This window comes from Lacinutrix gracilariae (assembly GCF_042684485.1).
Taxonomy (GTDB): domain Bacteria; phylum Bacteroidota; class Bacteroidia; order Flavobacteriales; family Flavobacteriaceae; genus Oceanihabitans; species Oceanihabitans gracilariae.
Genome location: NZ_JBHULM010000007.1, coordinates 238,191 through 263,556, shown reverse-complemented (window position 1 = coordinate 263,556; position 25,366 = coordinate 238,191). Strand labels below are relative to the sequence as shown.

Sequence of the window (25,366 nt, the reverse complement as noted above, 5' to 3'; positions counted from 1 at the left end):
TATATTTGAAGACAAAACAAAAACAAACAATTAATATATAAAATACATGAGAGCTATAGATTCCCTTTTAACCGAATATGCTGAAAGTCACCAAACAAAACTTAATATTGCCATACATTATATTTGTGTGCCATTAATTTTCTTTAGCTTAATTGGTTTGTTGGCTAGTATTCCTATGCCAGAAGCAGTAACAAATGCAATACCAATGGCTTTATTACCTTATGCACATGTAGGTACGCTAGTAATACTTTTTGGTTTAATATATTATTTACGTCTATCTATAGTACTTTTTATAGGTATGCTACTATTTTCGGCATTGGTATTATTGGGTATTCATCAAATAGCACAACTGCAAATAGCACCACTTTGGTTAATTATGATGATTATTTTTGTTGTGGCTTGGATAGGACAATTTATTGGTCATAATCACGAAGGCAAAAAACCTTCTTTTTTAAAAGATTTACAATTTTTAATGATTGGTCCTGCGTGGACTATGAGTCATTTGTTTGATGCTCTACATATTAAATTTTAAAGAATAATGTACACCAATTAAAAACAGTTTTTTAAAGCTGTTTTTTTTTGTTTTAAAACCAAAGTATTAAATTACTAAAACCAATAAAACTCTACTATCTTTGCACAAAATAAAATTTATGTCAAAATCATTTTCTAGTTTAGGTATTCACGAAGATTTACAACGCAGTTTAACAGCGTTAAATATTACAGTGCCAACAGATATTCAAGAAAAAGTAATTCCAGTAATATTAAACACGAATAAAGATGTTGTTGCTATTGCAAAAACAGGAACAGGTAAAACAGCAGCTTTTGGCTTGCCTTTATTACAATTAATAGACATAAATAAAAACAATATTCAAGCCGTAATTTTAGCTCCTACAAGAGAGTTAGGGCAACAGATTTACAAAAACCTTGAGGCTTTTAATACCGAAAAACTAAAGGTATCTATTGCAGGTTTATTTGGAGGTATACCTATTAAACCACAAATAGAAAAACTTAAAGAAACTACACATATTGTTATAGCAACACCAGGACGTTTAGCAGATGTAATAGATAGAAATGCTATAGATCTTAAAGACGTTACTTATTTTGTTTTAGACGAAGCTGATGAAATGGTAAGTGCGCATAAAGAAGGTGTAGATACCATCATTAAAGCTTTACCAAAAAAGCGAAGAACCTTATTGTTTACAGCTACTTTACCAGGAACAATAAAGCAATTGGTGCAAAATAACTTGTCTAAAAATCAAGTTACAATTGAAGCAGATATGCAAACTGTTGGTCACCAAAGTATAGACCATCAATATGTAGTTGTAGAGCCTATTGAAAAACTAAATGTATTAATGCATTTTTTAAATTCTAACGAAGGTAAACGCGGAATTATATTTTGTAAAACTAAAGCAGCAGTAAATAAATTAGCAAAAAACCTAGCTATAAATAAATTCTCATCTGGTGCTATTCATGGTAGTTTATCTCAAGGAATTCGTGATCGAATTATGGGACAATTTAGAGAAGGACATATTAATATTTTAGTGGCTACAGATTTGGCTGCTCGTGGTATAGATGTAAAAGACCTGGCCTTTGTTATTAATTATCATTTACCAGACACCTATGATGCTTATGTACATAGAAGTGGTCGTACAGCAAGAGCAGGAGCAACAGGTTTAGCTTTAAGTATTATACAAGAAGATGAAGTACAAGACATTCCTGAATTTGAAGAAGAATTAGGTATCGCTTTTACAGCATTTCAAAAAGCAGACGCTAAAAGTATTGAAGAAAATAACGGATTACTTTGGGCAAGAAAAATATTTAAAACGAAGCCTAATCGTGATATTCCTGAAGATTTTAAGGCAAAAGTAAAGACTATCTTTCATCATTTAACCAAAGAGGAGTTGGTAGATAAAATCTTATCGAATTATATAGCAGAAAACAATACCATTGTTGAAAAACAAACCGTTGAAAAGAAGAAGAAGAAAAAATAAACAATGGCACACTACAAAAAAGTACAGCAAGATATTTTAAACAAACTAAAAATAAAAGCGCTTAATCCTATGCAGGAAGAAGCCTTGCTATCTATTACTAGTACAGCAAATACCGTTTTATTATCTCCAACAGGAACAGGTAAAACAGTGGCTTTTTTATTACCAACTATTGCAGATTTAAATACCAATTGTAAAAATGTACAGTTGCTAATTTTAGTGCCATCGCGTGAGTTAGCTATTCAAATAGAACAAGTTATACGTACTATGGGTTCTGGCTTTAAAGCCAATGCTATTTATGGAGGAAGACCATTTAGTAAAGACAAAATAGATTTAGCACATACACCAGCAATAATTATTGGTACTCCTGGTCGTGTTGCAGATCATTTACGTAGAGAAACCTTTTTAGTAGATGATATTAAAACACTGGTTTTAGATGAGTTTGACAAATCTTTAGAAGTAGGATTTGAAAAAGAAATGAAAGAGATTATTAGTAGTCTTCCTAATATAAAAAAACGCATTTTAACCTCTGCTACACAAGACATGGAAATCCCTCGTTTTGTAGGTTTAAAAAACGAATTAGTAATCGATTATTTAGGTACTCAAGAATCGAATCTAGAAATTAAAAAAGTACTTTCTCCAGACAAAAATAAGCTGCAAACTTTAGTAGATTTATTACAGGATATTGGTAACAAACCAGGAATTATTTTCTGTAATTTTAAAGATACTATTCAATATGTTAGTAATTTTTTAACCGAAAATAATATTGCACATGGCTGTTTTCAAGGCGGAATGGAACAAATAGATAGAGAACGTGCTTTAATAAAATTTAGAAACGGAACGCATCAAATTATCATTGCTACAGATTTGGCAGCTCGTGGATTAGATATTCCAGAACTTAATTATATTATTCACTACCAATTACCATTAAAAGCAGAAGAGTTTACACACAGAAATGGTAGAACAGCACGTATGAATGCAGAAGGAACCGCTTATGTATTGCAATGGGATAAAGAAAAACTTCCAGATTTTATAGATACCAATATTATAGTTACTCCAAATGGTAAAACCACAACTATGCAAACCCAATGGAGTACTTTATTTATTTCTGGCGGAAGAAAAGATAAAATTTCTAAAGGAGATATTGCAGGTTTACTGTTTAAACAATGCAACCTAGAAAAATCTGAAATTGGTATTATTGAACTGAAACAAGATTGTGCTTTTGTTGCTATACCTAAAGCAAAGGCGCAAAACATTATTGCTAAAACAAACAATACACGTTTAAAAAAACGAAAAGTGCGTACTTATACCATTTAACTTTTCAAGAAAAATAAGGTAAACACATACAAACCAAGTTTAAAAGCTTGGTTTTTTTATTTTAAATAAGGAGCTAGATTTATTTTTTGTAAAAAAACAAAAACCATAAGTTAAAAAATTAGGACTTATGTATATTTATATTCTAAAAAAGGAGCGCAGCTAAAGTGTTTTTAAAGCATGTAATTAGCAAGCGCATAATGCAGAATAGTGTAAAAAAATTAAGCGAATGAAAAACGAAACACAAATTAAATGCCCAAACTGTGGTACATCTATAGATGTGCAAGACATTTTATCGCATCAATTAGAAGAAGAAATAAAACAAAAATACCAATCGCAAATTGCAGATGAAAAGAAGAAATACCAAAGTCAGCAAGAACGATTAAAACAAGAAAAGTTAGATTTTGAACAAAAGAAAAAGAAAGAAAATGAACTCTTTCAAATACGTTTAGAAAATCAGCTTAAAGCAGAAAAAAAAGAAATAGAAAATAAACTAAAGCTTAAACTAAAAGAAGAACAGTCTGAACAGTTTGATGCTTTACAAAAAGAACTAAACGAAAAATCTGCGCAAGTAAAAGAATTAAATCGCTCTAAGGCAATAATAGAAAAGCTTAAGAGAGAAAAAAGCGAATTAAAAGAAGCAGCTGAAGCTGAAGCTCAAAAAAAGCTAAATGAAATGTTAGCTTTAGAAAAAGAGAAGATTAAAAAGTTAGAAGAAGATAAAAACGAATTGCGTTTTAAAGAAATGCAAAAGCAGTTAGAAGACCAAAAAAAGCTTACCGAAGAAATGAAACGTAAGCAGGAGCAAGGTTCTATGCAATTGCAAGGCGAAGTACAAGAGCTTGCAATAGAAGAATGGTTGGCTACACAGTTTCCGTTAGATACCATTCAAGAAATTAAAAAAGGTGCTAGAGGAGGAGACTGTATTCAAATTGTACATTCTAGAACAGAACAAAATTGTGGTACCATTTATTATGAAAGTAAAAGAACCAAAGATTTTCAACCTACTTGGATTGAAAAATTTAAAGCAGATATTAGAGATAAAGGAGCAAATGTTGGTGTTTTAGTAACCGAAGTAATGCCTTCTGATATGGATAGAATGGGATTAAAAGATGGTATTTGGATTTGTAACTACGAAGAGTTTAAAGGCCTTTGTGCTGTTTTAAGAGAAGGAATTTTACAAGTAAACAATGCTATCGTTTCGCAAGAAAACAAAGGAGATAAAATGGATTTACTGTATGATTATCTTACCAGTAATACCTTTAGAATGCAAATTGAAGCGATTGTGGAAGGATTTACTCAAATGAAATCGGACTTAGAAAGCGAAAAACGTTCTATGCAAAGAATTTGGAAACAAAGAGAAAAGCAAATTGAAAAAGTGGTTACCAATACCATAGATATGTATGGTTCTATAAAAGGAATAGCAGGAAACGCCATACAATCTGTAAAAGCACTAGAATTACCAGGCTATGAGGAGGATATTAATTAACTAGAAATAAGAACGATTTTAATTTATTTTGCAATTAATTGAAATAAAAACACTAAAAAGAGTTGAACTTTGAATTAATGGCACTATACTTGCAAACTATTAAGTATAAATAAATTAAATTACATTACAATGAGTAAAGGAACAGTAAAATTTTTCAACGACACAAAAGGATTCGGTTTTATAACTGAAGAAGGAGTAGACAAAGATCATTTTGTGCACATTTCTGGACTAATCGATGAGATTAGAGAAGGTGATGAAGTTGAATATGATTTACAAGACGGAAAAAAAGGATTAAACGCAGTAAACGTAAAAGTTATCTAAGACATATTCATATATTTTCAAAAAGCCCATCTCTTGAGATGGGCTTTTTTATTTTATACGCTATTCAAATTCGTTTTATAAAACGTATTATAAACAAAAAAGGTTGCCTCAATTAGGCAACCTTTTTTAATACTATAAAACTAAATTAGTTTAAACTCTCTAATAATTTTTCTGCAACCAACTCTGAAGAAGCTGGGTTTTGCCCTGTAATTAAATTACCATCTTGAATGGCATAAGGAGCCCAGTTTTCACCATTAGAATACATAGCACCACTTTCTATAAGCATATCTTCTAATAACAATGGTACCACTTCTGTTAAACCAACGGCAGATTCTTCAGCATTTGAAAAGCCTGTAACTTTTTTACCTTTTACTAAAGCTTTTCCTTCTTCATTTTTAACATCTCTTAATACCGCTGGAGCATGACAAACAAAGGCAATAGGTTTTTCTTGGCTATTAAATTTTTCAATTAAAGCTACAGATGTTTTATCGTTAGTTAAATCCCATAAAGGACCATGACCTCCAGGATAAAATACAGCATCAAAATCATCTGCATTCATATCTAACAATTTGTTGGTATTTGCAATTTTAGATTTAGCATCTGCATCTTTATTAAAACGCTCTGTTGCTTCTGTTGCAGCATCTGGCGAATCACTACTTGGGTCTATTGGTGCAGCACCTCCTTTAGGTGTGGCAATAGTAATTTCTGCTCCTTTATCTAATAAAAAGTAATAAGGACTTGCAAATTCTTCTACCCAAAATCCTGTTTTCTTTCCGGTATCTCCTAATTGATCATGAGATGTTAATACAAATAATACTTTCATTTTTTTATCTTTTTTAGATTCTATTTTTTCGTCTGAAATTTTTTCAGAAACGATTTCCTTTTTACCATTATTACAACTAGAAGCTGTAATAATGGTAAGTGTTAAGGCTAGTGTTTTTATTAAATTCATTCTAATAATTAGTAAGCCATTTTTACAATTTTTTCTACTTTATCTGGTGATAAGTCTTGGTGTTCTCCTAAGCCTAACCAACCACGATCTGTAAAACGTTTTGAAATTTTTTCGGCAGTTCCTTCATAATCTTCCGTATAGTCTGATAATTTAGTATCAATACCTAATTCATGGAAAAAGACTACTGTTCTTTCAATAGCAGCATAGGCTTTATCGTCTGTACTACCTTCTGTAATATTCCACACACGCTCTGCATATTGTGCTAGCTTGTCTTTTTTAGCTTCAAAATTATATTTGTAATGACTAGGGGCAATTACAGCTAATGTTCTAGCATGATCAATACCAAATAAGGCAGTTAACTCATGACCAATAGCATGCACAGCCCAATCTGTAGGTACACCTTTTTGTATTAATCCGTTTAAAGCCATAGTACAACTCCACATAAAGTTAGAAGCCGCTTGGTAATCTGTAGGATCTTTAAGTACCTTTGGAGCCACTTCAATAAGAGTTTGTAAAATACTTTCGGCAAAATGATCTTGTAACGAAGCACCAATTGGATAGGTCATATATTGCTCTAAAACATGTGTAAAAGCATCTGTTAAACCATTTGCTAATTGACGTCTAGGAATAGAAGTAATTACCTGTGGATCTAGAATAGAAAATTGCGGAAATAAACCTGGTCCTCCCATAGCTAATTTCTCTTTGGTTTCTGCTCTAGTAATTACAGCACCTGAGTTCATTTCAGATCCTGTTGCAGGTAAAGTTAAAACGGTTCCAAAAGGCATTCCTTTTTCGGTTCTAATATTTTGGGTTAAAATATCCCAAGGCGTATCTCCTGTATATACAGCTGCAGCAGATAAAAACTTGGTACCATCAATAACAGAACCACCACCAACAGCTAATAAATAGGTGATATTTTCCTCTTTAATTATTTGTAGCGCATCCATTAAGGTTGCGTATTCTGGATTTGCAGGAATACCACCAAACTCTACAACATCAACATTAGATAATGCTGTTTTTACTTGATCGTATATGCCGTTCTTTTTAATACTTCCTCCACCATAAAGTAATAATACTTTGGCTTCTTTAGGAATTTCACTTTCTAATTTTTCTATGGTATCCTTTCCAAAAATTATTTTGGTTGGATTTTTAAATTCAAAATTGTTCATCTTCTTTTCTTTTTTAATTAAATTTTTACAATCATTTTTCCCTTGTTTTTACCTTCAAATAAATCGATAAAAGCATTCGGGATATTATCGAAACCTTCTACTACAGTTTCGGTATATTTTAGTTTTTCTTCACCTAACCAAGTCGCTAACTGTTGCATAGCTTCTTGGAATTTTTCAGCGTAATTAGAAACTATAAATCCTTGCATTAAAGCACTATTTTTTACTAAGAAAGGCTGTACGCTAATACTTTTAGGTGTCTCGGTTTTATTATAAACAGAAATAGCTCCACAAATAATAATTCTAGCAAAACGGTTTATATTGAATAAAACAGCATCAGAAATTGGTCCGCCAACATTATCAAAATAAATATCTACACCATTTGGAGCAGCTTTTTTAATAGCTGCATTTATATCTGTACAAGTATTATAATTGATACCAGCATCAAAGCCAAATTTGGTTTTTAGTAGTTCTATTTTTTCATCGGTTCCAGCAATTCCTATCACATGAAGCCCTAAAATTTTAGCTATTTGCCCAACAACAGAACCTACAGCACCAGCAGCACCAGAAACAACAATGGTTTCTCCTGCTTTTGGTTTTCCTATTTCATTTAATCCTAAATATGCCGTTAATCCTGTCATACCTAAAACACCTAAATACGTACTTAAAGGTGCTTTTGAGCCATCTACTTTTAGCAAGCCTTCTCCGTTAGAAACTTGTTGTGTTTGCCAAGCTAACAAGCCTGAAACAAAATCACCTTCTGTAAATTTACTGTTTTTAGATGCTATTACTTTTGCAATAACACCAGATTGAACAGGTTGGTTTAACTCAAAAGGTGGAACGTATGATTTTGCGTCGCTCATACGACCTCTTAAATAAGGATCTACAGAAACATAAACTGCTTCTAAGAGTATTTCTCCTTCAGAGATGGTAAGTGTTGTGTCTTTAGTAACAAATTCAAAATTTGAAACTGTTGGTTTTCCTTCTGGTCTGTTATTTAATAATATAGTCTTTATCATAATTGTTTTTTTTAGTCTATTACAGTTACTAATTAGTCTATTACAGTTACTAAGTCTTCCATAGGTTTTCTCACCTTAACAAGATTTACTAACCAATCTGCATCTTCTTTTCTATAACCTAATGGTAATAAAACAGCACTACGTAATCCTTTTTCTGGTAATCCTAAAATTTGATCCACAGCAGCAGGATCAAAACCTTCAATAGGTGTTGCATCTACACCTTCAAAGGCAGCAGCAGCTATAGCTTGCGAAAAAGCAATATACGCTTGTTTTGCAGCATGGTTAAAATTCTCTTCGGCATCTTTTTGAGGATATGCGTTTAATAACATTTGACGATAGTTTTCCCAACCTTCGTTTTTAAAACCACGAATATCATTGGTTAAATCAAACATATAATTAATTCTGTCTGCTGTATAGGTATCCCAAGCAGCAAAAACGAGTAAATGCGAACAGTCTGTAATTACAGATTGGTTCCAAGCTACAGGTTTAATTTGTTCTTTTATATCTTGATTTTTTATAACAAAAATTTCAAAAGGTTGTAATCCGCTTGAAGTAGGAGCTAAGCGAGCAGCTTCAAGAATACGTTCTATTTTTTCTTCGGATACTTTTTCGCCATTCATTGCTTTTGCAGCGTATCTCCAGTTTAATTTATCTAATAATTCCATGTAATTTTTTTTAGTTTTTTTTTGAAATTTGTTTAATATCATTGGAAGTTAAAATAACTTCGGCATGACTTGCACTATTTGCTAAATGTAGCATGGCTTGTGCAATATCGTTAGGTTCTATAATTTTATATTGTTTAAGTTTTCCTATAAATAATGGTTGTATTATTTTAAAAACAGCCAATGCTATTTTTTCTAATATTCGGCTTTCTTTACGGTTACCACCAATTAGAGAAGGTCTTAAAATAAAGGTATTTTTAATATTATATTGTAACACATCTTGTTCCATTTCCCCTTTTGTTTTATTGTAAAATACTGTACTATTTTTATTGGCTCCCATTGCAGAAATCACTAAAAAAGTATCAATATTATTTGCCTTTGCTAGCTTTGCAGCTGTAACAGGAATACCATAATCTATTTTTTTATATTGCGTTTTGTCAGGTGTTTTCTTTGCTGTTGTACCTATACAACAATACACTTCGTCTGCTATAAATTTGGCTTTAAAATCTTCAAGTTTTAAAAGGTCACCAATATATTGCGTGACTTTACTAGGTAATCCTTCTATTTTAGAACGAGAAAACAATTTGATACTTTGGTACCTATCATCTTCTAATAATTTTTGAAGTAATATGCTTCCGGTTAAACCGGTTGCGCCTAGTATTATAGCAGATTTATTCATTTTATTTACATTGTTTTATACTGCTCCAAGCAGATTGATAGGCTTCTTCTAATTGTTTTTCATCTAATTGAATATCACCTCTTTTTTGAATCATCATTAAAAACGATAACGGATTTATAGAATAGGCATATAATAAATAATCAGACAAGGGTTTAATTATACCTTCTTTTCTACCACGTTCCCAAAGGTCGAGTAGTGGTTGTAGGTGTTTGATACCTTCCTGTCTGCTATGTGCATCAATCATTGGTGTATTATCACATTGTGCCAAAAACATAGCGTTTTCACATTCTTTAAGTTTAAAGTCTGCAATACGTTTCCAGATGCGTTCAAAACCAGCTTCTACAGACATGGTTTCATCATAGTTTTTAAAAGCATATTCGGTGTATTCTGCTTTTACATCTATGTATGTTTGATTTACTAAATCTTGTTTGTTTTCAAAATATAAATAAATGGTAGCAGGTGATACATTTGCCATTTTTGCAATTTTACTCATTGGCGTAGCGTGAAAACCATTATTATTTACTAACTCAATGGTTGCTTTAACTAGCGCATTTCTTTTATCTATACTTTTTTGAAGTTTTGCCATTATCTAAAATTATAATACAAAGGTAAGTAAAAAATGAATGTTCATTCTTTTTTTAACATAAATTTATATTCAAAGGTATTTAGGTAAACTATAATAGAGAAGTACTGGAGTTTTACAGGTATGTATTATTTACATTATTTTCCTTCGGATTTGTTTCTGTTATAAACTTTATAAAAAGAAAAATGGAAATGATATGACAAATAATAATGATAAGCGTGAAGGTTTTAGTGAATAAAAAAAGCTCATTAATAGGAGCTAATGCTATTTGAAAAATAGTAAAAATACCTGAAGCTAATAAAATGGTTCCGTTGGCATATTTATCATTAATATAAATAACAGCAAATGTTAAAGAGAAAATAAATAAACAAAAAGCTCCTAAAAATATAAAGAACTGATTATTGTCTGGTATATAATTTATAACGAGTTCTACAACTGCTAAAATTAAATATAATACTAACATGATACCTACAATAACAGAGCCTTGAAGTAAAGATTTAAATTTACCTTTATTTAAATATTTTCTAAGGGTTAAGCTACATAGTATTAGGTATAAAGAGGTAAAAGAAGCAACCCAAACAAAGTATTCTTTAAAAGAAAATAAACTTAAAGTGGTTGAAATAAAAACAGCTATTAAAGCCACAACATACAAAGGATCTGCCTTCTTTTTTGTAATACTTAAATATTTTAATAATAATATTATAATAAGAAAAGGCATGGTACATAATAACTGCTTTTTTTCTGAAGTAATGCAAATTAAAATGGAAGCTAAAAACGATACATAAAATAAAAGATTAAGCACTTTTGTTTTAGTAGAAATATTATGATTGTCAAAATATTTTTTTACCATGTATCTTTTTAAAATAATGTCTTGTTAAGTTATAAAAATATATTATTTTTCTATAAACCTATAAAAAATAATTTAGTTTTCATATATAAATATAAAACTAATTAACTGTATATCATGAAATAAACGTTTAAATAACGTTAACTTAAATACAGGATAATGGAATAATTAAAAAATAACTTTCACACAAGGCTTAAGGAAACCTATTCATTTATAGATGAGAATATTATAATTAAATTAAAAGAATGTATAAAAACCGTTGTATTACTTATGATTTAATTATTTTTTTTGAACTAAACGGTTTAAAACTTATAAATAATAAAGTGTAAATTAACAGTAGTAGTAAATACCAGGTATTAGAAACAAGATCTACATAATCTATTTTACCATTAGAAAAACTTAAAATCATTAATACTTGTGCGCCATAAGGTAAAATACCTTGAACAATACAAGCAAATATATCTAAAATAGAAGCAGTGTTTTTGTTATCTAATTCATACTCGTCGTTTATTGTTTTTGCAATAGGTCCTGCAATAATAATAGAAACCGTATTATTAGCAATTGCCATATTAATAGTACCAACCAAAGAGGCAATACCCAATTGTGCTGATTTTTTATTTTTTATAAGTTTTTTAATATTGATTAAAAAATAATCAATCCCTCCGTTTCTAGATACTAAAGCTGCTAAACCACCAGTTAACAATGAAAGAAGAAATATTTCTGTCATATTTGTAAAACCTGTGTATGCTATTTTAGTAGATTCTATTAAGGTAAAATCTCCATATACAATTCCTAAAAACACTCCAGAAATAACACCTAAAAGTAAGGTTACAAATACATTGACACCAATTACAGATAAGGCAATAACCAAAATATAAGGCGCTATTTTTAATACAGAATAAGTATAAACAGTAGTGTCTTCTAAATTAGAATCTAGTTGTAATCCTTGAAAAACAAGAATAGCAATAGTAAACAAAGCTGCTGGAAGCGCTATTTTAATATTCTGTTTAAATTTATCACTCATTTTGCAACCTAAAGATTGTGTTGCTGCAATAGTGGTGTCTGATATAATAGATAAGTTATCACCAAACATACTACCTCCTAATAAAGCACCACATAAAATAGCTGGATCTACATTACTTTTTTCTGCAAAACCTATAACAATAGGAGCTAAAGCTACAATTGCACCAACAGAGGTTCCTGTAGAAACCGATAAAAAAGCTGCAATTATAAAAACACCAAAATAAATATACTGTATTGCTATAAAGTCTAATCCTAAATTTACAATAGCATCTACACTTCCTGTGGTTTTAGTTATGGTTGCAAATGCTCCCGCTAACAAATAGATCAAGCACATGGTTAATATTTTATCATCACCACATCCTTTTAAAAGGGTGTTTATTTTAGAATTTATAGTTTGTTTAAACATTAAAAACGCAACTATTATACCTACAATAACGGCTATTGGTGCAGGTAAAGCATAAAAGTCGTTAAGATAAATTCCTACACCTAAAAAGGTAAATACAAATACAAATAAGGGTATTAATGCAGAGAATTGTGGTGTAATTGCTTTTGAACTTGCCATTTGTCTTTTTTTTTCATTTTAAAAAGGAAATAGCTATTCGTATTAGAAGTATGGGTTAACATTTTTTCCAATGAATTGGCTTATCTATTCAGCACCTTGCTTGTTATTGCAGGTTGCTATCTCCTTTTTATGAGATTCTTGATAATTAATTTAAGTGCGCAAAAGTAATATATAAAAACAGTTCTATTTCTTAATAAATGTTAATTTTTTATAAAATATTTAAGTTCTGTATTAAAGTGAAAAACAATGAACTAACACTTAAATAGAAAAAGGTTTAGAATTTATAAAAATCTCATCGATAAAATAAAGGCATTTGTATATTCAATACTCGCAAACGTCTATCGCTTTATAATAAGTAAGTATATAGTTTCATCTTTGAATTGTTAAATCAAAACACTCAAAAAAATGAAATTATATCTCATCCTTGCCAGCATATTCTTTATGCAGTTATCTTTTGCTCAAGAGGTTTCTGATAGCAACACACCAAAAGTGTGGTCTTTAGAAGACTGCATTAGCTATGCTTTAGAAAATAATATTACTGTTAAAGATGCAACTTTAAATAAAAGCATTGCAGAAGTAGATTATAGTAAAGCAAAATCATCTAGATTGCCTAACTTATTTGGTAGTGCATCGCAAAATTTTTCTAGTGGTAATACCATTGACCCAATTACTAGCGATTATGTTACAGACCAAATTCATAGTACCAATGTTGGTATTAATAGTTCAATGACTTTGTTTAAAGGAAACCAACTTAATAATGAAATTAAGCAAAACAAAATATTGTTAGAACAGAGTATTTTTTTAGAAGAAGTAGAAAAAAATAACATCGTTTTAAACATTCTAGAAGTATATCTGCAAACCCTTTATAGTAAAGAAAATATCGCTATTGCGGAAAACAATTTATTAGCTTCAGAAACAGAAGAAGAAAGAGCTAAAGCTCGTTTAGATGCAGGAACAATCGCTTTAAGTGATTATACCGAAGCACAAAGCCAAACAGCTACAAACAAATACAATGTTATAGCAGCTAAAAATGATTACCAACAATATATTATTCAGCTAAAACAATTGTTAGAATTATCTCCAATGGATGATATGCAAGTAGAAAGCATTGATGAAAACATGGATTTAATAAATCTTGAAATGGATAAAGCAACCGTTTATAGTAAAGCTTTAGGAATTCTTCCAGAAATACAAGCTAGTAATTTAAATATTGCTGCTAATGAAAAAGAATTAGATATTGCTAAAGGAGCTTTTTTACCAACATTATCCTTAACAGGAAGTGTAGGTTCAGGTTTCACTAGTGTTAATGACAATACGTTTTCAGATCAGTTTGATATAAACTTTAATCAAAAATTAGGATTATCTTTAAGTATTCCAATTTTCAATAGAAACCAAACAAAAGCAGCAGTAAAAACAGCTGAACTAAATATTGAAAAAGCAGAAATACAAAAGCAATCTACAGAAAAAGAAGTGTATAAAAAAGTAGAAACAGCATATCAAAACGCATTATCTGCACAAGAACAAGTTATTGCTTCTGAAGCTTCTAAAATAGCAGCAGAACAATCATATAAACTAGCGCAGAAAAAATATGAATTAGGCGCTTTAAGTACTACAGATTTAGTAATAAGCCAAAACACGTTTACTAATGCACAACAAAATTATTTACAAGCTAAATACTTAAATATTTTATACCACCAATTATTACAATTTTACCAAGGAAACGACATTAAACTTTAAACCATACAATCATGAAAAATAATAAGAAAATCATAATAAGCGCCATAATATTAATAGTAATTGCTATTGTTGGTTTTAGCTTTTTTAAAGGCGATGACGCTGTAGTAATAGAACCAAAAACAGTTGCTGCTAAAAAAGCAAATGTTACTACAATGGTTACTGCAACAGGAACCATAGAACCTATAAATCAAGTAGATGTTGGTACGCAAGTGTCTGGAGTTGTAGAAAAAGTGTACGTAGATTATAACACTGTAGTTAAAGAAGGTCAATTAATAGCAGAGTTAGATAAAACCAATTTACAAGCATCGCTTACACAAGCACAAGCTGCTTATGATAATGCGGTAAGCCAGAGAGATTATACAAAAACTATCTACGACAGACAGAAAACCTTATACGATAATCAGGTGATTAGTAAGTCTGATTTTGATGATGCTAACTATAACTATCAAACAGCAAAAGGTACAGTAACACAGCGTTATTCTGATTTGCAATCGGCAAGAACCAACTTAGGATATGCTAATATTTACTCTCCAATTGACGGAGTGGTATTATCTAAAGATATTGAAGAAGGACAAACAGTAGCTGCAAGTTACAGTACACCAACCTTATTTACTATTGCTCAAGACTTAAAAGAAATGCAAGTAGAAGCAGATGTAGATGAAGCAGATATAGGACAAGTAAAAGAAGGACAACGTGTAGAATTTACAGTAGATGCTTACATAGGTGAAACTTTTAAAGGAGTGGTAACACAAGTACGTTTAGACCCAACAGTAACCTCAAATGTAGTTACTTATACAGTAGTTGTTAAAGCAGATAATGAAGATTTAAAACTAAAACCAGGTTTAACAGCAACCATTTCTATTTTTACTTTAGAGTTAAATGATGTGTTAACTGCTGAAGCTAAAGCAATCAACTTTAAACCAGAAAGAGAAATACTTGCTACTTACAACCAACAACATCAATTAGAGACAAATAATAGCGAAAGATCTAGAGAAGCAACCGCTCTTTGGGTATTAGAATCTAATGGATCTATTACACCTAAAACGGTAACACTTGGTGCTAGTGATGGTGTAAACGTTCAAATTTTAAGCGGAATTTCAGAAGGCGATAAATTAGTATATAGTTTAAAAGGTGTTTCTAAATCAGAAGCTAGTACTACAGAAAAAAGTGAAAGCCCTTTTATGCCACAACATCCAGGAGGAAACAGAAAAAAATAGAAAACCATGAGTAAAGAAATAATAAAAATACAGGATTTAAAACGTGATTTTACCATGGGAACCGAAACGGTTCATGCATTAAGAGGTATTTCATTTTCTATAAAAGAAGGCGAGTTTGTTACCATAATGGGATCTAGTGGTTCTGGTAAAAGTACTATGTTAAATATTTTGGGTTGTTTAGATCAACCCACTTCTGGAACCTATGAAATTGATGGTGTTAGTGTTAAAGATTTGTCACGTAATGAACTAGCAACTATTAGAAACGAAAAAATAGGATTCATTTTTCAATCTTATAATTTATTAGCACGAACATCTGCTATTGAAAACGTAGAATTACCTTTATTATATAACAGTAAAGTTTCTTCTGAAGAACGTAGAAAACGAGCTGTTGAAGCTCTTGAAAAAGTAGGATTAGGAGAGCGTTTACATCATACGCCTGCGCAACTTTCTGGAGGACAACAACAACGTGTTGCTATTGCTAGATCTTTGGTAAATAACCCAGTAATGATTTTAGCCGATGAAGCAACAGGAAATTTAGATACTAGAACCTCTTATGAAATCATGTCTTTATTTCAAGAGTTAAACAAACAAGGTATTACCATTACGTTTGTAACGCATGAACCAGACATTGCTACTTTTAGTAGTAGAACTGTGGTTTTAAAAGATGGTAATATTATACAAGATTACCAAAATCAAGATGTGCAATCTGCAGCTGCAGAATTAGCAAAATTACCTAAACAAGAACATTAATTATGAGACTATTAAATTTATTTAAAATCGCTACAAAAGCCATTGTTCTTAATAAAACAAGAACCTTGCTAACTATGCTAGGAATCATCATTGGTGTTGCTTCTGTAATTGCTATGTTAGCTATAGGTGAAGGCTCTAAAGAAAGTATTCGTACTACTATTTCTGCAATGGGTTCTAATATGATAACCATTCAACCAGGAGCAGACAACAGAGGTCCTGCAAGAGGTAGTGGAGGAGATGTACAAACCTTAACTTTAGCAAATTATGAAACTATAAAAGAGCAGTCTGATTTAATTAGCTACATCACACCTTTAGTTAATGGTAACGGACAAATTATTAATGGTTCTAACAACTGGCCTTCTTCCATTTATGGTGTAAACCCTGAATATTTAAATATCAAGGTAGTTGGTTTACAAAGTGGTAGTATGTTTACTGATGCAGAAGTGAAATCGGCTTCTAAAGTTGCTGTGATAGGGCAAACAGTAGTTGAGAATGTATTTCCTGATGGACAAGAACCTGTAGGGCAAATGATTCGTTTTAACAATATTCCTTTTAAAGTAATTGGGGTATTAGAGGAAAAAGGAGAGAACACCTTTGGTCAAGATCAAGACGATGTTGTGATTGCGCCTTATACCACAGTTCAAAAACGTATTTTAGCTATAGATCACCTAAACCAAATTATAGCTTCTGCTATTAGTGAAGATGATGCTCCAGATGCCGTAGAGCAGGTTAGTGCCATTTTACGTACCGAACATAAATTACTAGATGGTGAGGAAGATGATTTTACTGTGCGTTCTATGGAAGAGCTTATTTCTACCTTTAGTTCTACAAGTGAAATGCTTACCGTTTTATTAGTTGCAGTAGCTAGTATATCTCTATTAATTGGTGGTATTGGTATTATGAATATCATGTATGTTTCAGTTAAAGAACGTACCAAAGAAATTGGTTTACGTATGGCAGTAGGAGCAAAAGGAGCAGATATCTTAATGCAGTTTTTAATTGAAGCAATTTTAATAAGTATTACAGGTGGTGTTTTAGGTGTTATCCTAGGACTAGGATCAACCGTTTTCATCGAAAAATTCTTAAATTGGCCAACAAGCGTTGCTATGTATTCTATTATAATTTCCTTTGCAGTATGTGCGGTTACTGGTATCTTTTTTGGATGGTATCCAGCAAGAAAAGCTTCGGCTCTAGACCCAATTACAGCATTACGATATGAGTAATCTATTAAGTTTTAAGCATAGCATATATAAAGTAGAAATAATAACAATAAGGAGTACGGGTATATCAGATGGGCATTGGCAAAAAAAATGCTAATCAATGGTAACATAAAAATTGAAACAAGAAAATAGGGGTAAAATTAATACCGTTTAACACGAGCGTCTTTATCTTGCGGACAGTAATGTCTAAAAGTACATTGAATATACAATTTCAAAAGTGAATCATCTAGGGTTACTTTTAATGAGAAAACTCACAACCGGTAAAACCACAAACAATAAAAAAAATGAATAATTTAAGAGCACAAACTAAAGCTAAAATTGCAGCAGGACGACAAGCTAATCCTGACTTTATGAAAGGCGTTGATGAAATTATTAGTAAAGCAAAAGCCTTCCAACAAGGAGATAATGCTATTAAAATAGGGCAAAAAGCACCAAAATTTAAACTACCTACCCCTGAAGGAAAATCTATAGCGTTAGATATTTTGCTAGATAAAGGGCCAGTTGTTGTAACATTTTATCGTGGTGACTGGTGTCCGTACTGTAATTTACAGCTTAGAGCCTTACAAGCTAGATTAAATGATATTCATGAGCTTGGTGCTACACTTGTTGCTATCAGCCCACAAGTGCCAGATGGGTCAATGACAAAAAGTGAAATTAGTAAAATGGAATTTATAGTATTGTCTGACCAAGATGCAAAAGTTGCTTCGCAATATGGTGTTGCCTGGGAAGTTCCAGATTTTTTGATTGAACATATGCAAGTAGATCGTAATCTTGATTTGGAAAAAATCAATAATGGAAATGGTAAAATATTACCAATTCCAGCCACATTTGTGTTGGGAAATGACGGAATAGTGAAATGGAGCTATGTCAATGTTGATTATAGAACTCGTTCAGAGCCTAATGAGGTTATTGACGCTTTGAAAAACTTATCTTAAGTATTACGTTTACGAAATTGAGTTGCTGTAATTCCCATATTGCGCTTAAAAAACTGATTAAAATTAGCAACTTCATTAAAATTTAAGGCATAGGCAACCTCTGAAATCGACTTATCTATTTGATGTAATAATGTTTTTGCATATAACATTTTATAGTCTATAAGTACTTTTTGAGCGCTCTTACCTGTAGCGTTCTTAACACATTCCGTGAGGTAAATTGGACTAATATTCATTTGTTCTGCATATTCGTTGACTGTAAAGAATTTATTATTTCCCTTAAGGATCTGTTGTTCAAATTTAGTCATAATACTGTCAAACCTATTAGTGGAGACTATTCCTTTATTATTTTGAGTTGCACGCTTTACCTTATAAAGTAAAATTAATAATAGCGATCTAACAACCTCCTTATTGTGTATTTCTGTACTCCTAGATTCTTTATATAATTCTTGAGCAATAGGTAATATAGCTTTAAAATCGTTTTCAGACGTTTGATAAATAGGAATAGTATGGATTTTGAAAAAAGGAAATTCGTTTTGTAACCTATAGGACTGATTTAAATTAGTAAATATTGAGGCATTAAAATAAATGATATAGCCATAATCGTCATTGGGTGGTACTTTACTATAATTAATAACTTGAAAAGGGGAAACAATGGCTAAGCTATTCTCTAATTGATTAAGGGTTTGATTACCAATTTGAATGTTGGTAGTACTCTTATGTAAAATAGCAATCTCAAAAAAATCGCGCTTATGGGGTCCCCAAAACTCATCATCGGGTTCTACATGTTTCATACCCTTTGCTATTCTTCGTATAAAAAAACTGTTCGCATAATCATTAGCAGGTTGCGTATGGTTTAAAAAATAAGAGTTGATATCGCTAAATATTTTCATATGCAATGGCTTTAATTAGGAGTGCAAAAATACAAAAACCTAAATAATAATCTTTTTTACACAAATTGTAATTCACATTTTTGTTTACACTGTAGATACCTTTGCATTGTAAACAGTTATAATACAGTGAATGAGTAATTTAATACACATATTTAAAAATACAATTCTATTCTTAAAGCCTAAGAAAAATGAAGTTTCTGAAAAAAGTGTGGTTACTGAGGAAAAATATTCCTTGATAAACGACTCCATACCTAAACTACTTTTTGCCTTTGTTGGTCCTGCGGTTTTAGGGATGTTAATTAATGCACTTTACAATTTTGTGGATCGTATTTTTGTAGGACAGTATGTTGGTGTAGAAGGCTTATCTGCAGTAACAATGGTATTTCCTGTTACACTCTTTCAGTTTGGATTAATATTGTTATTTGGTAGTGGTTCTGGGATTTTAATTGCCAAATACTTAGGAGAATCTCAACCAGAGAAAGCAAGTACTATTTTAGGAAATGTTATTGCATGTATATTCTTAGTCATGTTACTTTTTACAGGACTTGGTCTTATTTATTACAAGCCCTTATTGGAGTTATTTGGAGCAAGTGGTACCTTATTAAATTTATCAGCAGAGTATTTATTGGTTATAATTTTAGGATTTCCACTTAGTTTTTTTCTGGCTTTAGAATTTACATGTAGAGCCGAAGGAAACCCAACATTTCCTGCAAAACTTCTAGTGCTTTCTTGTGTAATAAACTTATGCTTAGATTATGTTTTTATGAAAATATTTAATTTAGGTATACGTGGTGCTGCATTAGCCACCATAATTGCTCAGGCTACAAATGCGATACTTTTAATTAGATATTATGCAAGTGGAAAAAGTTTAGTGAAATTGAAATGGAAGCAAATAAGACTACAAAAATCAATTATTTTTCCTGTATTGCTTGTAGGGTTAGCACCGTTTTTAATGGATATAGCTATTAGTTTTCAGAATGTGTTTGCAAATAGTTTATTATTAAATTCTGGAGGAACTGATGGTGTTGCGGCTATGGGAATACTATTTGGCGTAAACGTTTTTTTTATGATGATTGCTTTAGGTACTGGTGACGCAATGCAGCCTATTATAAGTTTTAATTATGGTGCAAACCGTTTTGATAGATCACGTAAAACATTAGAACTTGCCGTAAAAATAGTAAGTATTGTAACCGTTTTTGGTTTTTTTATTTTAGAGTTTTTTCCAACGCAAATTACAAGTGTTTTTATAGAAAGTAATGGAAACCAAAATGTATTTGCTATTACAAAAAATGCTTTACAAATATTTGCTATTTCAATTCCATTTTATGCTGTTCAAATTATAATAACTAGATATTTTCAGGCGATTCAAAAGAATAAAACAGCAGTCTTTTTAGCACTATTGCGCCCCATTATATTATTTATTCCGATAGCGTATTTACTAAATTATAATTATGGTTTAACAGGTATTTGGATAGCTTTTCCTATTAGTGATAGTATTGCTGCTATTGTATCACTACTCTTAGTAAAAAAATATACAGTAAACGCACAAACACAAATTAAAAAAAGCCTATCAATAAATTCAACCTAAAATTAGAAGTGTTATTCGAATTCGTCAATTGATTTTGAATACTAAATATAAGAGATTTTTACAATTCCAATTAAAAAAACAAAGAAAATGAAATATCAAAAAATCAATATACAGAACTATTACTATTTATTGTTCATGGTAATTTTATTCACATCGTGTAATAACCAAAAGAAGCCAGAATTTGGTAAAGGTGTAGAAGACTATAAAGTGTTAACCATAGCAAAAAAAGATATAGAACTTTATAGAGAATTTCCAGTAACCATTGAAGGTACCGAAAACATTGAAATTTATCCAAGAGTGGAAGGGTTTATAGAAAAGGTGCATGTAGATGAAGGAGAATATGTACAGAAGGGGCAGCTGCTTTTTTCATTAAATGCCCCTGAATACCAACAAGACCTTTTAAGTACTAAAGCGGCTGTTAGCAGTGCAAAAGCGAATGTTAGTTCTGCTCAAGTGGATGTTGAAAAAGCAAAACCTTTAGTAAACAGAGAAATTATCAGCAAGTTTGAGTTGACCTCTGCTGAAAACTCACTTACAGCAGCGGAAGCAGCTTTAGAACAAGCACAAGCCAATTATTCTAATGCACAAACCAGCTTTAATTATACTAAAATTACAGCACCAGTTTCGGGCTATATTGGTTCGTTACCTTATAAACTAGGAAGTTTGGTTAATAGTAATATTACCGAGCCTTTAACTACAGTTTCTAATATTAAACAAGTATATGCCTATTTCTCAATTAACGAAAAAACGTATTTAGAATTTGCAAAGGTTGGCTTGCTAAAGAGTTTAGATGAAGTTTCTCTTTTGCTTCCTGATTATACGGCTTTTGACCAAAAAGGAAAAATTCAAACTGTTAGTGGTCAAGTAGACGAAGAAACCGGTTCGTTTAATGTCCGTGCTATTTTTGATAATCCAGATAATTTATTGAGAACAGGTAATAGTGCCACCATACAACTTCCAAGAACTATTGAAGGTGCATATTTAATTCCACAATCCGCTACTTTCGAAATTCAAGGTGGTGTTTATGTGTATTTGGTTAACGACCAGTCTCAAGTTCAATCTAAAAAAATTACGGTAACCGCAACAAATTCTGGACAAGCCTATATTGTTACAGACGGACTTAAAGATGGTGACCAAGTAGTTCTTGAAGGTATTTCAGGCTTAACTAGTGGTAAAGAAATAAAACCAGTTCAAGTAAAAGACAGTGATATAAAAGCTTTACAGCAAATCACCGAAAAAGTAACATCTACTAACCAATAAAATAGAAATTATGTTTAATAAATTTATAAAACGACCGGTGCTTTCAGCGGTAATTTCTATTATCATTTTGATTTTAGGAGTTATCGGAATAACCACATTACCAGTATCTCAATATCCTGATATTGCACCACCAACAGTACAAGTCTCTGCCTCTTACGATGGTGCCAATGCAGAAGCTGTTTTGAATAGTGTAATAGTTCCTTTAGAAGAAGCCATTAATGGTGTAGAAGGTATGACCTATATGACCTCTACTGCAACTAGTGGTTCAGCAAGTATAACGGTATATTTTGAACTAGGCACTGATCCTGATATCGCAGCAGTAAATGTTCAAAATAGTGTCTCTACCGCTACAAATTTATTACCTTCAGAGGTAACACAATCTGGTGTCACTACAAAAAAACAGCAAAGTAGTAATGTACTTATTTTTGGGCTGTACAGTGAAAGTGAAAATTATGATGAAGAATTTATCCAGAATTATGCCGAAATCAATCTCGTACCAGTATTAAAAAGAGTCGATGGTGTTGGTAGTGCTTCAGCATTTGGTGCTAAAGATTACAGTATGCGTATTTGGCTAAAGGCCAACATTATGGCAAACTACGGTTTAATTCCATCCGATATTACCGCAGCACTTAATGATCAAAACCTTGAAGCTGCACCTGGTGAATTAGGTTTGCAAGGAAATCAAGCGTATCAATACACTTTAAAGTACAAAGGTAAATTACAAAATGCTACAGATTTTGAAGAAATTATTATCAAGACTACGGATGATGGACGTATTTTACGCTTAAAAGATGTGGCTAGAGTTGAATTAGGATCACAATCATACAGTACAGATACATTTATAAATGGTAATCCAGGTATTGGTGTTGCCATTGCACAATCTGCAGGATCTAATGCGCAAGATGTTGTAGCACAATCGATTGAAATATTACAAGAAGCTTCCAAAAACTTTCCTGAAGGTGTTAAGTATACAGAAATGGTTAATGCTAATGACTATTTAGATGCATCTATTGATAAGGTAATTAGTACCTTAATAGAGGCTTTCATACTGGTTTTTATTGTTGTTTTTATCTTTTTACAAGATTTGCGTTCTACTTTAATTCCTGCGATATCAGTACCTGTGGCTATTGTAGGAACTTTCTTTTTCTTAAGTTTATTTGGATTTACCATAAACCTATTAACCTTATTTGCTTTAATGCTCGCTATTGGTATTGTGGTAGATGATGCTATAGTTGTAGTAGAAGCCGTTCATTCAAAATTAGACTCAGGGTATAAATCTGCCCGAAAAGCGAGTATAGATGCTATGAGTGAAATTTCAGGAGCCATTATTTCTATTACCTTGGTAATGGCAGCTGTATTTGTTCCGGTAACATTTATTAGTGGTTCTTCTGGGGTGTTCTATCAACAGTTTGGTATAACACTTACTATTGCCATTATTTTGTCTGCCGTTAACGCGTTGACCTTGAGTCCTGCTTTATGTGCGTTACTATTAAAACCACACGAGGAGCATAAATCAAAAAGTTATGTGCAACGTTTTTATATAGCGTTTAATGTAGGATTTGAGAAAACCACCAATAAATATAAAAAAGTAGTCACATTCTTTACTCATAAAAAGGCATTAGCTTTTGGAATTATCGTTGTTTTTATTGGTGTGTTTGTTTACCTTATGAATACTACACCAACAGGCTTCGTACCTGATGAAGATCAAGGTTCCGTTTTTGCCGATATCAGTTTACCCGCAGCATCATCCATGGAAAGAACAGACGAAGTGTTGGATGAATTACAGAAAATCATTGAAGATATTCCTGAAGTACAGTCGTTCTTAAGATCTACTGGTCGTGGCTTTATCAGCGGTTCTGGATCTAACTATGGTATGTTTATTTTAAAATTAAAACCTTGGGCCGAACGTACGGGAGAGGGACAATCTGTACAGGATATCATCGGTCAGTTATTCGCAAGAACAGCAGGTATAAAAGATGCTCGAATGATATTTTTTGCCCCACCAACTATAACCGGATTTGGTTTAAGCAACGGTTTTGAGGTGCAATTACAAGATCAAAGTGGTGGCACAGTAGATGCACTTTATGATGTGAGTCAAGATTTTATTGAAGCATTAAGTAAAAGACCAGAAATACAGTATGCCAGCACAACATTCGACCCTACTTTTCCGCAATATGAAGTGGTAGTAGATGTTGCTAAAACAAAGCTTGCTGGTTTAGATGTAGAAGGTGTTTTAGGTGTGATGCAAGGTTATTTAAGCGGGGTGTATGCTTCAAACTTCAATAAATTTGGAAAGCAATTCCGAGTTATTTATCAGGGAGAGCCAAACTTTAGAGCCAATCTTGAAAGCTTAAATGCTATTAAAGTGAAAAAAGAGAACGGTGTTATGGCACCTATTACCGAATTTATCAGTCTAGAAAGGGTTTATGGACCGCAAAGTTTAACCCGTTTTAATCTATTTAAAGCGGCAAAAATAAGTGGGGCGCCAAATGATGGGTATAGTTCGGGTGATGCCATTAGCGCTATTGAAGAAGTAGCTGCACAAACCTTACCCACCGGTTATGGTTATGAATATTCAGGTATCACCAGAGAAGAGATTTCCGCAGGTAGCCAAACCTTATTCATATTCATCTTGTGTTTTGTATTTGTTTACTTCTTTTTAAGTGCACAGTATGAGAGCTTTATACTTCCTGTTTGTGTGTTACTGTCTGTGCCAGCAGGTCTGTCTGGAGTTTTAATTTTTGCAAATTTAATGGGGATTAGTAACAACATTTATATTCAGATCACATTAGTGATGCTCATTGGGTTACTGGCTAAAAATGGTATCTTAATAGTAGAGTTTGCTTTGCAAAGAAGACGAGAAGGAGAAACAATTCTTCAATCGGCTATAGATGGAGCCACGGCTAGATTCCGACCAATTTTAATGACCTCATTTTCATTTATTTTTGGATTATTTCCTTTAATAATTGCTACAGGTGCTGGTGCTGTAGGTAACCGAACTATTGGTACAGGGGCAATTGGAGGTATGCTTATAGGAACCTTATTAGGTGTTTTATTAATTCCTGTTTTATTTGTGATTTTCCAAAGTCTACAAGAAAAAGTAGTTGGAAATAGAGATCACGATTGGGGAGATGAAGATGAAAAATTAAACGTATAAATTATAA

Annotated in this window: 22 protein-coding genes and 1 riboswitch; of the genes, 13 read left to right on the top strand and 9 right to left on the bottom strand. The window is 31.8% G+C overall.

Going from position 1 to position 25,366, the window contains the following annotated elements:
- Nucleotides 1–46 precede the first annotated feature (46 nt).
- The 5 genes from ACFSSB_RS04075 (at nucleotide 47) to ACFSSB_RS04055 (ending at nucleotide 5,112) form a co-directional block, all read left to right on the top strand.
- Entirely contained in the window at nucleotides 47–532 is a 486-nt protein-coding gene (locus tag ACFSSB_RS04075; RefSeq protein WP_379901243.1) for an Mpo1 family 2-hydroxy fatty acid dioxygenase, read from the top strand.
- A gap of 118 nt (nucleotides 533–650) precedes the next feature.
- Nucleotides 651–1,991: a DEAD/DEAH box helicase gene (locus ACFSSB_RS04070; RefSeq protein WP_379901241.1), complete on the top strand. Its 1,341-nt coding sequence runs from the start codon at nucleotides 651–653 to the stop codon at nucleotides 1,989–1,991.
- A gap of 3 nt (nucleotides 1,992–1,994) precedes the next feature.
- Complete coding sequence (locus ACFSSB_RS04065; RefSeq protein ID WP_379901239.1) at nucleotides 1,995–3,305, top strand: DEAD/DEAH box helicase; 1,311 nt, start codon at nucleotides 1,995–1,997, stop codon at nucleotides 3,303–3,305.
- Nucleotides 3,306–3,531: 226 nt separating this feature from the next.
- Nucleotides 3,532–4,791, top strand: coding sequence for a DUF2130 domain-containing protein (locus ACFSSB_RS04060; RefSeq protein WP_379901237.1), 1,260 nt, complete (start codon nucleotides 3,532–3,534; stop codon nucleotides 4,789–4,791).
- A gap of 129 nt (nucleotides 4,792–4,920) precedes the next feature.
- Nucleotides 4,921–5,112 carry a cold-shock protein gene (locus ACFSSB_RS04055; RefSeq protein ID WP_379901235.1) on the top strand — a complete coding sequence of 64 codons (192 nt, stop codon included), beginning with the start codon at nucleotides 4,921–4,923 and terminating at the stop codon, nucleotides 5,110–5,112.
- Nucleotides 5,113–5,257: 145 nt separating this feature from the next.
- Here the strand turns inward: ACFSSB_RS04055 and ACFSSB_RS04050 are convergent, their stop codons facing one another.
- The 8 genes from ACFSSB_RS04050 to ACFSSB_RS04015 all read right to left on the bottom strand — a co-directional run bounded on the left by ACFSSB_RS04050 (nucleotide 5,258) and on the right by ACFSSB_RS04015 (nucleotide 12,605).
- Entirely contained in the window at nucleotides 5,258–6,064 is an 807-nt protein-coding gene (locus ACFSSB_RS04050) for a type 1 glutamine amidotransferase domain-containing protein (RefSeq protein WP_379901233.1), read from the bottom strand.
- Between the two features lie 8 nt (nucleotides 6,065–6,072).
- Nucleotides 6,073–7,233 (bottom strand): iron-containing alcohol dehydrogenase, encoded by a 1,161-nt coding sequence (locus ACFSSB_RS04045; protein WP_379901231.1) that lies wholly within the window; start codon nucleotides 7,231–7,233, stop codon nucleotides 6,073–6,075.
- Nucleotides 7,234–7,250: 17 nt separating this feature from the next.
- Nucleotides 7,251–8,249, bottom strand: a complete 999-nt coding sequence (locus ACFSSB_RS04040; protein WP_379901229.1) for an NADP-dependent oxidoreductase — start codon at nucleotides 8,247–8,249, stop codon at nucleotides 7,251–7,253.
- A 32-nt stretch (nucleotides 8,250–8,281) separates the two neighbouring features.
- Complete coding sequence (locus tag ACFSSB_RS04035; RefSeq protein WP_379901227.1) at nucleotides 8,282–8,914, bottom strand: nitroreductase family protein; 633 nt, start codon at nucleotides 8,912–8,914, stop codon at nucleotides 8,282–8,284.
- A gap of 10 nt (nucleotides 8,915–8,924) precedes the next feature.
- Nucleotides 8,925–9,590: an NAD(P)H-binding protein gene (locus ACFSSB_RS04030; protein ID WP_379901225.1), complete on the bottom strand. Its 666-nt coding sequence runs from the start codon at nucleotides 9,588–9,590 to the stop codon at nucleotides 8,925–8,927.
- A gap of 1 nt (nucleotide 9,591) precedes the next feature.
- Entirely contained in the window at nucleotides 9,592–10,176 is a 585-nt protein-coding gene (locus ACFSSB_RS04025) for a TetR/AcrR family transcriptional regulator (RefSeq protein WP_379901223.1), read from the bottom strand.
- A gap of 112 nt (nucleotides 10,177–10,288) precedes the next feature.
- A complete protein-coding gene (locus tag ACFSSB_RS04020) occupies nucleotides 10,289–11,023 on the bottom strand; it encodes a hypothetical protein (protein ID WP_379901221.1) in 735 nt (244 codons plus the stop codon).
- Between the two features lie 265 nt (nucleotides 11,024–11,288).
- Complete coding sequence (locus ACFSSB_RS04015; RefSeq protein WP_379901219.1) at nucleotides 11,289–12,605, bottom strand: Na+/H+ antiporter NhaC family protein; 1,317 nt, start codon at nucleotides 12,603–12,605, stop codon at nucleotides 11,289–11,291.
- A 51-nt stretch (nucleotides 12,606–12,656) separates the two neighbouring features.
- Nucleotides 12,657–12,755, bottom strand: a riboswitch (SAM-I-IV-variant riboswitch).
- A gap of 255 nt (nucleotides 12,756–13,010) precedes the next feature.
- On the opposite strand from ACFSSB_RS04015, the gene ACFSSB_RS04010 reads away from it, so the two are divergent.
- From ACFSSB_RS04010 to ACFSSB_RS03990, 5 genes are all read left to right on the top strand, one after another.
- The gene (locus ACFSSB_RS04010; RefSeq protein ID WP_379901217.1) at nucleotides 13,011–14,342 is read left to right on the top strand and encodes a TolC family protein; all 1,332 of its coding nucleotides are present in this window, start codon (nucleotides 13,011–13,013) and stop codon (nucleotides 14,340–14,342) included.
- 11 nt (nucleotides 14,343–14,353) lie between these two features.
- Nucleotides 14,354–15,559 (top strand): efflux RND transporter periplasmic adaptor subunit, encoded by a 1,206-nt coding sequence (locus ACFSSB_RS04005; protein WP_379901215.1) that lies wholly within the window; start codon nucleotides 14,354–14,356, stop codon nucleotides 15,557–15,559.
- Between the two features lie 6 nt (nucleotides 15,560–15,565).
- The gene (locus tag ACFSSB_RS04000; RefSeq protein WP_379901212.1) at nucleotides 15,566–16,309 is read left to right on the top strand and encodes an ABC transporter ATP-binding protein; all 744 of its coding nucleotides are present in this window, start codon (nucleotides 15,566–15,568) and stop codon (nucleotides 16,307–16,309) included.
- Between the two features lie 2 nt (nucleotides 16,310–16,311).
- Nucleotides 16,312–17,532, top strand: coding sequence for an ABC transporter permease (locus ACFSSB_RS03995; protein WP_379901210.1), 1,221 nt, complete (start codon nucleotides 16,312–16,314; stop codon nucleotides 17,530–17,532).
- Nucleotides 17,533–17,813: 281 nt separating this feature from the next.
- Nucleotides 17,814–18,464, top strand: coding sequence for a peroxiredoxin-like family protein (locus tag ACFSSB_RS03990; protein WP_379901208.1), 651 nt, complete (start codon nucleotides 17,814–17,816; stop codon nucleotides 18,462–18,464).
- Here the strand turns inward: ACFSSB_RS03990 and ACFSSB_RS03985 are convergent.
- A complete protein-coding gene (locus ACFSSB_RS03985) occupies nucleotides 18,461–19,354 on the bottom strand; it encodes an AraC family transcriptional regulator (protein ID WP_379901206.1) in 894 nt (297 codons plus the stop codon). The genes ACFSSB_RS03990 and ACFSSB_RS03985 overlap by 4 nt on opposite strands.
- A 130-nt stretch (nucleotides 19,355–19,484) precedes the next feature.
- Between ACFSSB_RS03985 and ACFSSB_RS03980 the strand changes: the two genes are divergently transcribed.
- From ACFSSB_RS03980 to ACFSSB_RS03970, 3 genes are all read left to right on the top strand, one after another.
- Nucleotides 19,485–20,942, top strand: a complete 1,458-nt coding sequence (locus tag ACFSSB_RS03980; protein ID WP_379901204.1) for an MATE family efflux transporter — start codon at nucleotides 19,485–19,487, stop codon at nucleotides 20,940–20,942.
- Between the two features lie 87 nt (nucleotides 20,943–21,029).
- Nucleotides 21,030–22,202 carry an efflux RND transporter periplasmic adaptor subunit gene (locus tag ACFSSB_RS03975; RefSeq protein WP_379901202.1) on the top strand — a complete coding sequence of 391 codons (1,173 nt, stop codon included), beginning with the start codon at nucleotides 21,030–21,032 and terminating at the stop codon, nucleotides 22,200–22,202.
- 10 nt (nucleotides 22,203–22,212) lie between these two features.
- Nucleotides 22,213–25,359 (top strand): efflux RND transporter permease subunit, encoded by a 3,147-nt coding sequence (locus ACFSSB_RS03970; RefSeq protein ID WP_379901200.1) that lies wholly within the window; start codon nucleotides 22,213–22,215, stop codon nucleotides 25,357–25,359.
- Nucleotides 25,360–25,366 lie beyond the last annotated feature (7 nt).

What these genes read in the sequence shown, in the direction of transcription:
- ACFSSB_RS04075 (WP_379901243.1), top strand. Translation starts at nt 47, where the DNA reads ATGAGAGCTATAGATTCCCTTTTAACCGAATATGCTGAAAGTCACCAA.
- ACFSSB_RS04070 (WP_379901241.1), top strand. Translation starts at nt 651, where the DNA reads ATGTCAAAATCATTTTCTAGTTTAGGTATTCACGAAGATTTACAACGC.
- ACFSSB_RS04065 (WP_379901239.1), top strand. Translation starts at nt 1,995, where the DNA reads ATGGCACACTACAAAAAAGTACAGCAAGATATTTTAAACAAACTAAAA.
- ACFSSB_RS04060 (WP_379901237.1), top strand. Translation starts at nt 3,532, where the DNA reads ATGAAAAACGAAACACAAATTAAATGCCCAAACTGTGGTACATCTATA.
- ACFSSB_RS04055 (WP_379901235.1), top strand. Translation starts at nt 4,921, where the DNA reads ATGAGTAAAGGAACAGTAAAATTTTTCAACGACACAAAAGGATTCGGT.
- ACFSSB_RS04050 (WP_379901233.1), bottom strand. Translation starts at nt 6,064, where the DNA reads ATGAATTTAATAAAAACACTAGCCTTAACACTTACCATTATTACAGCT.
- ACFSSB_RS04045 (WP_379901231.1), bottom strand. Translation starts at nt 7,233, where the DNA reads ATGAACAATTTTGAATTTAAAAATCCAACCAAAATAATTTTTGGAAAG.
- ACFSSB_RS04040 (WP_379901229.1), bottom strand. Translation starts at nt 8,249, where the DNA reads ATGATAAAGACTATATTATTAAATAACAGACCAGAAGGAAAACCAACA.
- ACFSSB_RS04035 (WP_379901227.1), bottom strand. Translation starts at nt 8,914, where the DNA reads ATGGAATTATTAGATAAATTAAACTGGAGATACGCTGCAAAAGCAATG.
- ACFSSB_RS04030 (WP_379901225.1), bottom strand. Translation starts at nt 9,590, where the DNA reads ATGAATAAATCTGCTATAATACTAGGCGCAACCGGTTTAACCGGAAGC.
- ACFSSB_RS04025 (WP_379901223.1), bottom strand. Translation starts at nt 10,176, where the DNA reads ATGGCAAAACTTCAAAAAAGTATAGATAAAAGAAATGCGCTAGTTAAA.
- ACFSSB_RS04020 (WP_379901221.1), bottom strand. Translation starts at nt 11,023, where the DNA reads ATGGTAAAAAAATATTTTGACAATCATAATATTTCTACTAAAACAAAA.
- ACFSSB_RS04015 (WP_379901219.1), bottom strand. Translation starts at nt 12,605, where the DNA reads ATGGCAAGTTCAAAAGCAATTACACCACAATTCTCTGCATTAATACCC.
- ACFSSB_RS04010 (WP_379901217.1), top strand. Translation starts at nt 13,011, where the DNA reads ATGAAATTATATCTCATCCTTGCCAGCATATTCTTTATGCAGTTATCT.
- ACFSSB_RS04005 (WP_379901215.1), top strand. Translation starts at nt 14,354, where the DNA reads ATGAAAAATAATAAGAAAATCATAATAAGCGCCATAATATTAATAGTA.
- ACFSSB_RS04000 (WP_379901212.1), top strand. Translation starts at nt 15,566, where the DNA reads ATGAGTAAAGAAATAATAAAAATACAGGATTTAAAACGTGATTTTACC.
- ACFSSB_RS03995 (WP_379901210.1), top strand. Translation starts at nt 16,312, where the DNA reads ATGAGACTATTAAATTTATTTAAAATCGCTACAAAAGCCATTGTTCTT.
- ACFSSB_RS03990 (WP_379901208.1), top strand. Translation starts at nt 17,814, where the DNA reads ATGAATAATTTAAGAGCACAAACTAAAGCTAAAATTGCAGCAGGACGA.
- ACFSSB_RS03985 (WP_379901206.1), bottom strand. Translation starts at nt 19,354, where the DNA reads ATGAAAATATTTAGCGATATCAACTCTTATTTTTTAAACCATACGCAA.
- ACFSSB_RS03980 (WP_379901204.1), top strand. Translation starts at nt 19,485, where the DNA reads ATGAGTAATTTAATACACATATTTAAAAATACAATTCTATTCTTAAAG.
- ACFSSB_RS03975 (WP_379901202.1), top strand. Translation starts at nt 21,030, where the DNA reads ATGAAATATCAAAAAATCAATATACAGAACTATTACTATTTATTGTTC.
- ACFSSB_RS03970 (WP_379901200.1), top strand. Translation starts at nt 22,213, where the DNA reads ATGTTTAATAAATTTATAAAACGACCGGTGCTTTCAGCGGTAATTTCT.